Origin of the sequence: Micrococcus sp. Alg238-R198 (assembly GCF_900537135.1) — a bacterium.
Lineage (GTDB): Bacteria > Actinomycetota > Actinomycetes > Actinomycetales > Micrococcaceae > Micrococcus > Micrococcus luteus.
In genome coordinates, this window is record NZ_UNRH01000009.1 from 19,437 (window position 1) to 32,750 (window position 13,314).

A 13,314-nucleotide genomic window follows, 5' to 3' on the forward strand; every position below is an offset into this window, starting at 1 on the left:
GCGGCGGCACCCGGCCACCGCCGCCCCCTCACTTAGCCCGCCCGCACCACCGTCTCGTCCTGCACGCGAAGCCGCTCGCCGATGAACCCGCCCAGCGCCGTCAGCAGGGAGATCCCGACAAGGATGACGATCGCGGGCGTCGAGGACGGCGTCTCCTGAAGACCGATCATCCACGTGGCCAGGAACGGCAGGAACCCGGAGAGCGCGCCGGCCAGGTTATAGCCCAGGCCGACGCCGGAGTACCGGTACTCGGCGGGGAAGAGCTCAGACAGCAGGCTGCCTGTCACTGCGTAGGTGATGGTCAGCAAGCCGATGCCGGTCGCGACGGCGACGGTGATCGCCCACGCCTGCCCCGTGTCGATCAGGGCGAAGAGCGGCCACGCCGCCAGCGCGGTCACCACGCCGCCGGCCATGGTCACTCGGCCGGGTCCCCAGGTTTCGGCGACCCTCCCGAAGATCAGGATCACGACGACCTGGACCACGGCGGCAATGAGGGTCGCGTTCACGACGGTCTGCCGCTCCACCCCGAGGGTGTTGGTGGCGTAGCTGAGCACGAACGTGTTCATCACGTAGAAACCGCCCACGCCGAGCAGCGCGGCCATGATGGCGACGAGGAGGCGACCGCCGGCCTTGGTGAACACCTGGGCGGCAGGCACCTTCGGTCGGTCGTCCATCTTCTGCAATTCCTCGAAGACCGGCGACTCCTCGACCTTGACCCGGATCCACAGGGCGATGCCGAGCAGCGGGAACGCGAAGAGGAACGGGAGCCGCCAGCCCCAAGAGTCGACGGCATCGGCCGGAAGCATCAGCACAAGCGCGAACGCGCCAGACGACAGCAGAGTGCCGACCGGGGAGCCCAGTTGCACGAGCGCGGCGTATCGGCCGCGACGCTCCGGAGGTGCGTGCTCGATCGCGATGGTGGTCGCACCACCCCACTCGCCGCCGACCGCCAGGCCCTGGATGAGGCGAAGCACCGCGAGCAGGACTGGCGCGAGCAGGCCGATGTCGGCGTAGCTCGGCAACAGGCCGATGACGCCGGTGGCCGTGCCGATGAGGACGATGGAAAGGATCAGCGTGGGCCGGCGCCCCCAGCGGTCGCCGAGGATCCCGAACAGGAACGCACCGATCGGCCGCGCCGCGAAACCCACGCCGAAGGTCGCAAACGAGGCGAGGACGGCCGCCGTCGGGTTGAGGGTCGTGAAGAAGAGCCGGTTGAATACCAGCGCCGCCGCGGTGCCGAAGAGGTAGTAGTCGTACCACTCGAGGGCGGTCCCCACGAACGCCGCCCGGGCGATGCGCCCGACCTCCTTGGCGCTGACGGTCTTTTCCGAGGCCGGCTCGTGCGGCTCGTCCACCTTCGGGGCGGGACGCGGGCTTGGATGTGTGCTCGACATGGTGGTCCTCCCAGCAGCTCTCGTCGTTCAGTCCCTCAGCGTGCGCCCGGGGCTGTGACCGTGGACGTGGAGGGGCAGCGCCGATGACGGGTGGCAAACGCCGGCGCATCATCTGACGTGTCACTTTGCCACCCAGGGTGATGGGAATCACTGGGCATGTGCCGCGCCTGGGCCAAGCACCCTTGGTCACCTGCACAGGGCACACCTTGTCAAGGACAGACTCGACGTCCGGGGCGGTCACCCCCCCCCATGCCGACGGACCGGCACGGGGGTGAGCGCCCCGGCGCCGCGATGCTCCCCCGCACTCCCGGGCCGGGTCACCGCCCTGCACGCTTTCCACGAGCACTTCAGCACCGAGCCCTAAGGCGGCGGCCAGGGCCGCTACCTCAACCTCGACCGGGTGCGGTGACGGGGCGTCCTCATGAACGGCCAAAAGGTCGCCACCCTCGACCGGGTCCTCGCGGACCAGGGCCCGGCCCCGCTTCACGTGATCGTGGGCCGGGACCTGCCGGCGATCAGCGGCGCGGGGTTCTGCCGCCCGGGCTGTCCTCCGCGTCCAGCTCGGTCGTGTCCGCGCTGAACAGGATCTGGAGGAGGGCGGCCTCCCGCGGGACGGTCACGTCCAGCCCCACGCGCTCCTTCAGCATCCGGAACCGGTTCTGCACCGTGTTGCGGTGGCAGTACAGCGCCCCCGCGGTGTCGCGGATGGAACCTGTCTCCATGTAGGCCCGGGCGGCCTCGACCACGAGGGCCCGGTCCTGCGGCGGGATGCTCTCGATGAGCTCCCGCCACTCCCGCAGGAACCAGGGGGTCGCGTCTGACAGGTGACGGCGCGCCTCGTGCTCCCACACGTGGAGGAACTCGGTGGGCCGACTCAGGGACGGCAGATTGGCGAGCGTCCGCGCACTTCCGCGCACCGTCCGGCGCAGTTCCGCCACGCCGAGGCAAACCGGGAGCAGGAGCGCACCGAGACCGGCGAGGTCGTCGGCGAGTCTGCGCCCGCCGGTCACGGGGCGGACGAACGCGATCGTGTCCGCACGCTGGTGGCGCCACGCGGTGCCGCGCTGGAACGCGGGCTCCATCCGCCGGTCGAGCTCCGTCCCGTTCTCGACGGGCAACAGTGCTGCTTCAAAGCGCGTGTCCGCCTCGACCCCCAGGCCGGTGCAGATGCGAGAGACCGCGTCCGCGTCGAGTTCGGCTTCATCGAAGAGCCGGGCGACGACGCGGTCGGTGACTACCCGTGCGTCGTGCTGGATCCGCGCCCTCTCCGCCGTGAAGGCCAGCTGGACCCCGGCCGAATAGGCCTCCACCGCGTAGTGGATGTGCTCGGTTCGGGCCACCAGCACGTCCACGTGCGTCGGCAGCGCAAGCTCCTTAATCCGGCGCCACAGGACGCCGAAGTCGAGGCGGATGGCCTGCACGAGCGAGGAGAGGGGGACGCCCTGATGGGCGCGGCTGCGGCCCAGATCTTCGGCCGCCGCCTGGGCGGCCGGGGCGTCACCAAGGGAGGGGCCCTGGCCGGCATCCTCCAGGGCCAACAACTCGATCAGCGCCGTGAACGTGCTGAGGGCTGAGTCGAGGATCTGCTGCGGGGTGACGCGGCCATGGTCGTAGTAGCCGTGCCCGCGCAGCTCATCCGAGAACGCGTCGGCGAGTCGGCCCACGTCTCCGTGGAGGGTCTCGACGATCCTCCGCCAGACCTGCTCGTCCACTGCCTGCCCGTCCTTGACGGGGTGCGGGGTCACCTCCTCCATCGTCCCGATGCTAGTCCACCGCCGGTTTCCCGGCCTGGCTGGATGTGCACGTGCCCACGCACCGGGGTGAGGACGGCTACATACGTCCATTGCTGGGCCCCACCCCGGTCGATTCAATGGAGGGCATGCCAGTGGTCACCGTAGAGACAGACGGGGCGGGAGTTCCGTGCAACTTGATCTGATCCTGGAGCACGCCCGGATCCATACGATGACCGCGGACCGCCCTTCGGCCAGCCGCGTGGGCGTGTGGCAGGGGCGGGTCGTGGGCGTGGACGAAGAGATCGAGGGGTGCACCGCGCGGGAGCGGGTGGACCTTGGCGGCCGGACGGTCCTGCCGGGCTTCAACGACGCTCATGCCCACTCCGTCTGGTTCGGCCAGACTCTCCTCGAAGTGGACCTCAGCGAGGCCACCACGCTGGACGATGTTCTGGAGGCCGTCCGCTGCGACGCCGAACGGCGCGCGCCCGGCGAGTGGGTGAAGTGCTCCGGCTACAGCCCGCTGAGCCTCACCACCCGCACCCCGCGCCGTGAGGACCTGGATGCGGCTGCTGGCGGCCGCCCCGTGCTGCTACGCCACAACTCCGGCCACGCATTCACCGTGAACACGGCCGTGCTGGAGCAGGCCGGCATCGGGGTGGCGCCTGGGCACCAGCCCGAGGGCGGGCGCATCGTCACGGACGAGTCCGGGAAGGCCACGGGCCTGCTCGAGGAGACTGCGATGGCACTCGTGCAGGAGCTGATCCTCCCCGAGTCCCGCGCCGAGATCGCCCAGTGCCTGGCCGCGGCCACCGAGGCGTACGCCGCGGAGGGCCTGACCTCCGTCACCGACGCCGGCACGGCGGGCGGGTGGATCGGCCACAGCCCGCAGGAACTCGCCGCCTATCAGGACGCCCGGGACGCTGGCCGGCTGCGCACCCGCCTGCAGGCCATGGTCACCTCGGACGTGCTCCACGACGTCGGTGGCCATGCCGACGATCCCGCCGCCCTCACCCTGGACGCCGGGTTGCGCTCCGGCCTCGGCAACGAGTGGTTCGAACTGGGCCCGGTGAAATTCTTCACCGACGGCTCACTGCTCGGTGCGACGGCGGCCATGACCGACCCGTATTGTTCCCATGGTGCCGAGACGGGCTACCTGCAGATGGACGCCCCGACCATGGCGGCCCGCATCCGCGGCGCCGCGCGCGCAGGCTGGGCACTCGCCCTCCACGCGATCGGCGACGCCGCCCTGGACTTCGCCCTCGAGACCATCGAGCAGGCTCGGGCGGAGGCCGGCCCCGGGCCCATGCCGGACCGCATCGAGCACGGCGGAGTCGTCCGCCCGGACCAGGTGGTCCGCATGGCCGCTCTCGGTGTTGTGCTGGTCCCGCAGCCCCATTTCCTGGCCAGCTTCGGCGACGGGATGGCCGGCCTGCTCGGCCCTGAGCGGACCGCCCTCTCCTACCCCGCGCGTCGTCTTCTCGACGCCGGGATGATGCTTCCCGGCAGCTCAGACCGCCCCGTGGCGCCCGGCGCACCGCTCGCTGTCGTCCAATCCTTCGTCAGGCGCCTCACTCAGAGCGGCGAGGTCTACGGACCGGACGAGCGGATCGGCGTCGAGGAGGCGCTGCGCGCGTACACCGCCGGCTCCGCCGCGGCGACCGGCTGGGCTGGCCGTAAGGGCCAGGTGGCCGCGGGCCAGCTCGCCGATCTCGTCGTGCTCGAGGAGGACCCGCTGCGGGTCGAGCCGGACGACCTGGCGGACATCCCCATCTCGTCCACGTGGGTGGGCGGGGAGATCACCTACGGAGAGGAACGATGATGACCGGCACTGCGGACTTCCTGAACGATTTCGCCACCATGTCCACCCATGGGGCGACCCCCGGTGGGGGCGTGGACCGCCAGGCCGGTACTGACGCGGACCGCTCCGTTCGCCGGTGGTTCCACGGCTGGCTGGAGGAGCGCGGGTTCACGGTGGACTACGACGCGATCGGCAACCAGATCGGCCGCATCGAGCTTGTGCCCGGCGCCCCGTACATCGTGGCCGGCTCTCACCTGGACTCTCAGCCGCTGGCTGGCCGCTTCGACGGCGCCTACGGCGTGCTCGCCGCCGGACACGCAGCGGCCGCTGTCGCGGACGCCGTGCGCGCCGGTGAGGCGGCATCGGTCTTCAACGTGGCCGTCGTGAACTGGTTCAACGAGGAGGGCTCGCGGTTCACTCCGTCGATGATGGGCTCGTCCGTGCACACCGGGCGGCTCGAGCTGGCGGACGCGCTGGCGAAGGCGGCTCGAGACGGCGCAACCGTGGCCGAGGAGCTGGGGGCCGAGGGTCGCGCCGGGTCCGGTGCCTTCCCCGAGACCGCCGGCTACGCCGAGCTGCACGTGGAACAGGGCCGGTCCATGGAGGAGCGCGAGCTGCAGGTCGGCTTCGTGACCGCCACATGGGGCGCCAAGAAGTTCCGCGTCACCGTGACTGGTGCACAGGCCCACACCGGCTCCACCCGCATGGAAGACCGACAGGACGCTCTCTACGGAGCGGCCCGCGTGATCGTGGCCGCCCGTGAGGTGGCCGACCGTGCGCCGTACCGGGCGCTGCACTCGTCCGTATCCGAGCTGGACCTCGAGCCGAACTCGCCCGTCACGCTGGCGCGCGAGGTCGTGCTGAACCTGGACCTGCGCTCCCCGGAGACGTCCGTGCTGGAAGACGCCGAAGCCTGGCTGCGTGAAACCGTCGTCCGGATCGAGGAGGAGGCCCGCGTGCGCGTGGACCTCGAGCTCACCCACTCGTGGGGCCAGCTCGCCTACCCGGAGGAGGGCGTGGCCTTGGCACGGAAGGTGGCCGAGGAGCGCGGCTTGCGGGGCGGAGAGGTGCTGACCGTGGCCGGCCACGACTCCACCAACATGAAGGACGTTGTGCCCACCGTCATGCTGTTCGTCCCTTCGGTGGACGGCGTCTCCCACAACGAAGCTGAGCTGACCTCGGACGAGGACATGCTGGCCGGCGTCGACCTGCTCACGGGCGTGCTCACGCGCATGGTGGAGGGGGACCTCAAAGCCTGACCTTGCCTGTCCTGGCCCCGACCGGCTGGGTCGCCGGTGGGCGGGGCCATTGACCGGCCTCTCCCGCCGCTGAGAGGGTCGGGCCATGACCGAAGGAGCCCCCCAATGACCCGCGTCCACGTCCTTGCCACCGGTGGCACGATCGCCTCGCGCTCTGGCGAGGGGTCCGGGGCGACGGCCGGGGACTCCGCTGAGGTCCTGCTCGAGGGCATGGACGCGGCCGCCGACGTCGAGGTCACCAGCGAGGACGTGATGACGGTCGGCAGCTACCGGCTCGGACTGCCGGAGCTGGCCACGATCGCCCGCGTCTCACGCGAGCGCGCGGAAGACCCCGGCATCGACGGTGTCGTCGTCACACACGGCACTGACACCATGGAGGAGACCGCGTTCCTCGCGGACCTGCTGAACGGCACGGACACCCCCGTAGTCTTCACGGGCGCCCAGCGCGCTGCCGACCACCCGGACACCGACGGTCCCCGCAACCTCCGCCAGGCCGTCCTCGCCGCCGCTCACCCGAACGCTCGCGGACTCGGCACCCTCGTCGCCTTCGACGGTGTGCTGCTCTCGGCACGCGGCACCCGCAAGGGGCACACGATGGTCAGCCAGCCGTTCACCGGCGGCACGCTCGTAGGCACGACGCACGGGGATGAGTTCCGCCTGCACGCCCGCCCGCATCGACCCGGCACCCTCGACCTCCCGGACTCCGGGCTGGACGGCGTCCGCGTCGACCTGATCACCGCGTACCCGGGCGCGGACCCCGCGGCCCTGCCGGCCGCCGTCGATCGCGGCGCCCACGGCATCGTGCTGGCCGGCACTGGCCTGGGCAACGCCGGGCCCGGACACGCGGAGGCGGTGGCTGACCTTGTCGCGCGAGGGGTGCCCGTCGTGCTGGCGACCCGCACCCTGGCCGGCCCCGTCCTCGGCGTCTACGGCAGCGGCGGTGGCGCGGACATCCTGGCCGCCGGTGCCGTGGCGGCCGGCGAGCTGCCGCCGTTCCAGGCCCGCATCCTGGCCGCCGCCCTGCTGGCACATCGTCCGGATCCCCACGAGTTTGCGGCGCGGTTCACCCGGCTGCGCTGACCCCACCCACGATTCCGAGGAGGAACCCCCATGGCGAAGAAGATCTACGTGAGCGTCGGCATCGATGTGGACGCGGTCGGCGGCTGGCTCGGCTCGTACGGCGGCGAGGACTCCCCGGGCGACATCTCCCGCGGCCTGTTCGCCGGCGAGGTGGGTGTACCGCGTCTGCTGCAGCTCTTCCAGCGGCGAGAGCTGCCGGTCTCCTGGTTCTGGCCGGGGCACTCGATCGAGACGTTCCCGGAGCAGTTCGACGCCGTCGTCGCCGCCGGTCACGAGATCGGCGTGCACGGGTACTCACACGAGAACCCCATTGCCATGACCCGGCAGCAGGAGACCGAGATCCTGGACTACTGCACGGACCTGATCGAGCGCCGCTCGGGCACCAAGCCCGTGGGCTACGTGGCGCCGTGGTGGGAGTTCTCCAAGGTGACCAACGAGATCCTGCTCGAGCGGGGCTTCCTCTACGACCACTCGCTCATGCACGACGACCACACCCCGTACTACGTGCGTGTGGGGGACAGCTGGACGAAGATCGACTACGAGGCCGCGTCCGCGCACGAGTGGATGAAGCCGCTCGTCCGGGGCGAAGAGACCGACCTGATCGAGATCCCGGCGTCCTGGTACCTGGACGACCTGCCTCCCATGATGTTCATCAAGTCCAGCCCCAACAGCCACGGCTTCGTCTCCCCGCGGGACATCGAGCAGCTGTGGAAGGACCAGTTCGACTGGGTGCACCGCGAGATGGACTACGCCGTCTTCCCGATCACGATCCACCCGGACGTGTCCGGACGCCCCCAGAACCTGCTCATGCTGGAGCGGCTGTTCGACCACATCCAGGGGCACAACGGCGTGGAGTTCGCGTTCATGAAGGACGTGGCCGCGGACTTCGCCCGCCGGTTCCCCCGCGAGCTCCGCTGAGCGCGGATGTGCGGGGCGTGCGGACGCGGGGTGGCGTCCCCGACGACAGCGTTCCTCAACGAGCACGGCCTCAAACGGCGGGCCCTGGCGCGGCTGCGCGGCGAGCTCGCCCCGGGGTGTCGACTCACGCTCGAGGGGGACGCCTGGACGCTGATCCGCCGCTCGGGGCGCGGTGAGCACCACGCCGACGTCGAGGGGTTGATCGCCAGCCTCGAGGGCGGCGCCGCGGGGGACTGGGCCGGGGCCGAGCCACCACGGGAGGTTGTGGCGGCTGTGACGGCGGGGATGGTGGCCCGCGCCCGAGGCAGGTCGGCCTGACGGCCGCGACACGACCTGGGGTCTGCCGTCAGGTCATGTCGCGATCGACAGGTCATGCCGAATCCACCGCCGCCCCCTCATGTCTCCGGGAACCACCCCGCCCGCACGGTCGCCTCGGTCCCGCGCGGCAGCCTCGGACAGCCGCTGGCGGCCAGGTCCCGGCAGGCGTCTGTGAGCGCCTCGAACGGCCACCCCGGGGCGCCGACCGCCACCCGGATCACCGGCAGGACGCCGCCGTCGTCGTCATCCTGGGGCACGTCCGTCTCCAGCAGCCACCAGGGGGAGGCGCCGTCGACGCCGGGCGGCCGCGATCCGATACCGCTGCGGGTCGGTCACCCGGGAGTACTCCTCCTCCCGGGGTGGGGCGCCGTCCGGGTGCGGGCCAGGCCAGGTGGGCAGGTCGAGGGCGGCGTACCGCCGGGCCACCTCCGCCCGTAGGCGCGGCAGGGCCGTCATGGGAGGCTCACCGTGTGTCCGGCCCGGGCGGCCACCCCGGGCTCACTCCGCCGGCGCCAGTTCCCGCTTGAGGATCTTGCCGGTGGCGGTCTTGGGCAGCCCGTCCCGCACGGTCACGGTGCGCGGGTACTTGTAGGGGGCCACCTGAGACTTCACGTGCTGGATCAGCTCCTCCTCCGTGGCGTGCGCGCCGGGGGCGAGCACCACGTGCGCGGCGACCTCCTGGCCGAGCTCCGGGTGGGGCACCCCCACCACGGCGGCCTCCGCGACGGCCGGGTGCTCGTAGAGCACCTCCTCGATCTCGCGCGGGTACACGTTGAGCCCGCCGCGCAGGATCATGTCCTTCGTGCGGTCCACGATGTAGTAGTTGCCCGCGGCATCGCGCCGGGCGAGGTCGCCGGAGCGGAACCAGCCGTCCTCGGTGATGGCCTGGGCGGTGGCCTCCGGCTTGCCCCAGTAGCCCTTCATCACGTTCTCCCCGCGGATCCACACCTCGCCCAGGGTCTCCTCGTCGCCCTCGGGCACGACGGCCCCGTCCGGCGTCACCAGCTGCAGTTCGCACCCGCGGACGGCGCGTCCGATCGAGCCCGGCTGATGCTCCTCACCCGGATGGTTGAAGCACGCCACCGGGGAGGTCTCGGACAGGCCGTAGCCCTCGAGGATCTCGCAGTCGAAGGTGGCCTCGAAGCGGCGCAGCAGCTCCACGGGCAGGGCGGATCCGCCGGAGACGCCCAGGCGCAGGCTGGCCAGGTCCTCCGGATGGTCCTTGGCCGCGGCCAGCACGGCCCCGTACATGGTGGGCACGCCGATGAACACGTCCACCGCGCGCTCCCTGACGGTCTGCGCGGCCACGGCGGGATCGAAGCGGGGGATCAACGCCAGGCTGGCGCCCATCGTCACGGGCGCCATGAGCGCGCACGTGAGGCCGAAGACGTGGAACAGCGGCAGGCAGCCGAGCACGGTCTCCCCGTGCTGGAGCTGGATCAGCGTCTCCGCCGCGGTGTCCGCGTTGGTGCCCATGTTCCGGTGGGTCAGCTGGGCGCCCTTGGGGCGGCCGGTGGTGCCGGAGGTGTAGAGGATGACGGCGTCGTCCTCGAGGTCCCGCTCGACGGTCTCGGTCACCGGGCCGGGGCTCTCCGCGAGGTGCGGGGCGAGGCCGTCTTCGCCGAGGGTGCGCAGCGGCACACCGCGCTCGCGGGCGCCCTCCACGGCTTCCTCGGACGGCACCGACCACAGCATCGACGCGCCCGAGTCCTCCAGGTAGTACTCGATCTCGCGGCGCTTGAACAGCGGGTTCATCGGGACGACGACGGCGCCCAGCTGCAGGGCCGCGAAGAACACCACCGGGAACGCCGGGATGTTCGGCACCATGAGCGCCACGCGGTCCCCGGGGCCGATGCCCTCCTGCCGCATGAGCCCGGCCAGACGCTGGGACTGGTCCTGCAGCTCCGCGTATGTCATGCGGTTCTCGCCGAGGATCAGGGCGGTGGAGTTCGGATGCTCGGCGGCGGTGCGCTCGAGGCGGGCGGGCAGGGTGAGGGTCACGACGGGCCTCCGAGGGGAGTCGGATGTGATGGGAACCACAGCGTAACGCCCGGCGGTGCTCGTTCGCTGTGAGCCGAGTGGGGTGTGTCGGCCAACCTCACGCCAGCGACATCACCGCGGTTCTGCCCGGCGGTGATGTCGCTGGCGCGCGGTCATCCACCGGCCCCGCCCGCGTCGCCGATGTGTCGTCTCCACGGCTCAGGGGCGCAAGACTGGTCCCCGCACACCGCCCGGACCGCCGGGCCAGACCGGAGGACAGACCATGACCGCACAGACCCCCGCCACCCCTGCCATCCCCAAGACGATGAAGGCGGTCGTCATGCGCGCGCCGGGCGACGTCGTCGTGGAGGAGGTGGACACCCCGCGCGTCGCCCAGCCCACGGATGTGGTCCTGAAGCTGGCCGCCGCGTGCGTGTGCGGCTCGGACCTGTGGCCCTACCGCGGCCACAACGACGTCGACCACCGGCGCATGGGCCACGAGTACGTCGGCACGATCGTGGAGAAGGGCGAGGACGTCGCCACCCTCGAGGTCGGCGACTTCGTGATCGGCTCCTTCATGCTCTCGGACAACACGTGCGAGATCTGCCAGGCCGGCTACCAGTCCCGCTGCGTCAACGCCGGCGAGTACACGGGCAGCCAGGCGCAGTACATGCGCGTCGAGCTCGCCGACGGCTCCCTCGTGAAGGTGCCCGGGGGCGAGCCCTCGGACCCGGACCGCCTGGCCGACTACCTCGCCGCCTCGGATGTGCTCGGCACCGGCTGGTACGCCGCCGTCGCCGCGCAGGCCGGCCCCGGCAAGACCATCGCCGTGGTCGGCGACGGCGCCGTCGGCCTGTGCGCCGTCCTGGCCGCCAAGACCCTCGGCGCGGAGCAGGTCATCGTGTTCTCCCGCCATGAGGATCGGGCCGCGCTCGCCCGGGAGTTCGGCGCGGACGTCGTGATCGCCGAGCGCGGCGAGGAGGGCGCCGCCCAGGTGCGCGAGCTCACCGGCGGCTACGGCGCGCACGGGGTGTGCGAGGCCGTCGGCACGCAGGGCTCGATGGACCAGGCCCTAGCCTCGGTGCGCCCCGGCGGGTACCTCGGGTTCGTGGGCGTCTCCCACGACCAGACCCTCGACGGCTCCGACCTCTTCGCACGGGAGGTCCACCTCGAGGGCGGGCCCGCCCCCGTCCGCCGCTTCCTGTCCGAGCTGATCGAGCGCATCCAGTCCGGTGAGATCCAGCCCGGCCGTGTGTTCACCGCGCGCATGCCGCTCGACGACGCCGCCGAGGCGTATCGGGCCATGGACGAGCGCCGCGAGATCAAGGTGCTGCTGGAGGTCTGAGCCCCCCGCGGCGGGCGGAGGTGCCGAGGGGCTCCTCCGCCCTTCAGCCCTTCTTCACGGTGATCGTCCACTCCGCGGCGCCGCGCTTCACGAAGTCGGTGACCTCGTGGCCGTTCTCCGCGGCCCAGCGGGGCAGGGAGTCGGTGGCCTGGGTGCAGTCGAAATCGATCACGAGCTCGTCCCCGGAGGGGATCTGCTGCATCGCCTGGTTGGCCTCCACGAGCGGGAAGGGGCAGACCTGGCCGTCGGTCTCGAGCAGGTGCTTCGCCATGATGTTCTCTCCTTGATGTCGGTGGTCAGAGATCGTGCGCGGGCGGGCCGGCTCAGCCGATCGGCGTGAGCTTGACGGGGCGGGCCGCCCCGGCGTCCGCCGCCGCGCCCTCGGCCGAGGTGAGGCCGGAGCCGGAGGCGGGGACCGGCGTCGTGCCCTTGCCGCGGTGGTTGAGGATGAAGAGCTTGGCCGCCAGGCCGGTGCCGAGCACCATGAACACGAGCGCGGTCCAGCCCTGGAAGCTGAAGGTCGCGGTGTTCACCATCGCGTTGCCGATGGTGCAGCCGCCGGCCCACGCCGCGCCCCAGCCCATGCCGAGGCCGCCGATGATCGAGCGGACGGTGGTCTGCGCGTCGGGCACGCGGACGCGGAACTCGCCCGAGGCCTTCGCGGCGATGAACGAGCCGATCAGCAGGCCCGTCACCATCAGCACGCCCCAGTCCACGAGCTCGAGTTCGCCCGTGCCGAGGAACGCGCCGATGTTCGCGGACGGGCCGGTGATGCCCAGACCGGACTCGCGGCCGGTCGCCCAGGAGAGCGGCCACGCGAGGATCGCCAGCACGCCGATGATCGCGGCGGTGACGAACGGGTGCCACGCCTTCTCGGTGAGCACGTGCGCGAGGCCGGTCTTGGCGGCGGGCAGGCGGAAGCGGGTCATGGCTGCCTCGCGACGCAGGTGATGACGCACGGCCAGGCCGACGCCGGCCACGAGCAGCGCCACGAACACCCACGGGGACAGCCCCGTGAGCTGCTGGAACGAGCCCGTCTGCGTCTCGACGGAGCGGACGGCCTCGGTGGTGCCGGCCAGCGGGCCCTTGCGGAACGCGGTGGCGCCCACGATGTAGAAGATCAGGGCGAACCACGAGCCCACGAGGCCCTCGCCCGCGCGGTAGTACGTGCCGGTGGCGCAGCCGCCCGCGAGCACGATCGAGAAGCCGAAGATCAGGCCGCCGATGATCGTGCCGAGCCACGGGAACGTCTCCGCCTCCAGGGTGATCACGCCGAGCGCGTCGAGGGCGAACACGCCCACCGACTGGACGGCCACGATCACCATGAACGCGGTGAGCCATCGGGTGGACCGGATGGTGAACAGGTCACGGAAGGCGCCCGTGACGCAGAAGCGTCCGCGCTGGAACACGAAGCCCAGGACGAGGCCGAGGAGGAGTCCGGTGATGATCATGCCTGCCATGAGACAGGGTGCGGCCGGGCCCGCGCGCC

Annotated in this window: 12 protein-coding genes; 6 read left to right on the forward strand and 6 right to left on the reverse strand. The window is 71.5% G+C overall.

Annotated features, from left to right (window positions below; all coding sequences use genetic code 11):
* Positions 1–32: 32 nt before the first annotated feature.
* Positions 33–1,355, reverse strand: a complete 1,323-nt coding sequence (locus tag G6R13_RS09170; protein ID WP_233569908.1) for an MFS transporter — start codon at positions 1,353–1,355, stop codon at positions 33–35.
* A gap of 554 nt (positions 1,356–1,909) precedes the next feature.
* On the reverse strand, positions 1,910–3,148 hold the full coding sequence (locus G6R13_RS09175) for a helix-turn-helix domain-containing protein (RefSeq protein ID WP_123243977.1): 1,239 nt from the start codon (positions 3,146–3,148) through the stop codon (positions 1,910–1,912).
* A gap of 166 nt (positions 3,149–3,314) precedes the next feature.
* Between G6R13_RS09175 and G6R13_RS09180 the strand changes: the two genes are divergently transcribed.
* The 5 genes from G6R13_RS09180 to G6R13_RS09200 all read left to right on the forward strand — a co-directional run bounded on the left by G6R13_RS09180 (position 3,315) and on the right by G6R13_RS09200 (position 8,500).
* Positions 3,315–4,946, forward strand: coding sequence for an amidohydrolase (locus tag G6R13_RS09180; RefSeq protein ID WP_123243976.1), 1,632 nt, complete (start codon positions 3,315–3,317; stop codon positions 4,944–4,946).
* Positions 4,946–6,184: an allantoate amidohydrolase gene (locus G6R13_RS09185; RefSeq protein ID WP_336621541.1), complete on the forward strand. Its 1,239-nt coding sequence runs from the start codon at positions 4,946–4,948 to the stop codon at positions 6,182–6,184. The genes G6R13_RS09180 and G6R13_RS09185 overlap by 1 nt, the downstream gene beginning before the upstream one ends.
* 105 nt (positions 6,185–6,289) lie before the next feature.
* Complete coding sequence (locus G6R13_RS09190; protein ID WP_123243974.1) at positions 6,290–7,264, forward strand: asparaginase; 975 nt, start codon at positions 6,290–6,292, stop codon at positions 7,262–7,264.
* A gap of 30 nt (positions 7,265–7,294) precedes the next feature.
* Positions 7,295–8,182: a polysaccharide deacetylase gene (locus G6R13_RS09195; protein WP_123243973.1), complete on the forward strand. Its 888-nt coding sequence runs from the start codon at positions 7,295–7,297 to the stop codon at positions 8,180–8,182.
* 30 nt (positions 8,183–8,212) lie between these two features.
* Positions 8,213–8,500 carry a hypothetical protein gene (locus G6R13_RS09200; RefSeq protein ID WP_233569907.1) on the forward strand — a complete coding sequence of 96 codons (288 nt, stop codon included), beginning with the start codon at positions 8,213–8,215 and terminating at the stop codon, positions 8,498–8,500.
* A gap of 243 nt (positions 8,501–8,743) precedes the next feature.
* Here G6R13_RS09200 and G6R13_RS09205 read toward each other — a convergent pair whose 3' ends face one another.
* Together G6R13_RS09205 and G6R13_RS09210 are read right to left on the reverse strand one after the other, a co-directional pair.
* The gene (locus tag G6R13_RS09205) at positions 8,744–8,956 is read right to left on the reverse strand and encodes a DUF6226 family protein (protein ID WP_152744220.1); all 213 of its coding nucleotides are present in this window, start codon (positions 8,954–8,956) and stop codon (positions 8,744–8,746) included.
* Positions 8,957–8,998: 42 nt separating this feature from the next.
* The gene (locus G6R13_RS09210) at positions 8,999–10,501 is read right to left on the reverse strand and encodes a long-chain fatty acid--CoA ligase (protein WP_159833605.1); all 1,503 of its coding nucleotides are present in this window, start codon (positions 10,499–10,501) and stop codon (positions 8,999–9,001) included.
* A 262-nt stretch (positions 10,502–10,763) separates the two neighbouring features.
* Here G6R13_RS09210 and G6R13_RS09215 point away from each other — a divergent pair, with 262 nt between their 5' ends.
* Positions 10,764–11,825, forward strand: coding sequence for a zinc-binding dehydrogenase (locus G6R13_RS09215; protein ID WP_123243969.1), 1,062 nt, complete (start codon positions 10,764–10,766; stop codon positions 11,823–11,825).
* Positions 11,826–11,868: 43 nt separating this feature from the next.
* Here G6R13_RS09215 and G6R13_RS09220 read toward each other — a convergent pair whose 3' ends face one another.
* Positions 11,869–12,096 (reverse strand): sulfurtransferase TusA family protein, encoded by a 228-nt coding sequence (locus G6R13_RS09220; protein WP_002855519.1) that lies wholly within the window; start codon positions 12,094–12,096, stop codon positions 11,869–11,871.
* A gap of 52 nt (positions 12,097–12,148) precedes the next feature.
* On the reverse strand, positions 12,149–13,276 hold the full coding sequence (locus G6R13_RS09225; RefSeq protein WP_123243968.1) for a YeeE/YedE family protein: 1,128 nt from the start codon (positions 13,274–13,276) through the stop codon (positions 12,149–12,151).
* Positions 13,277–13,314 lie beyond the last annotated feature (38 nt).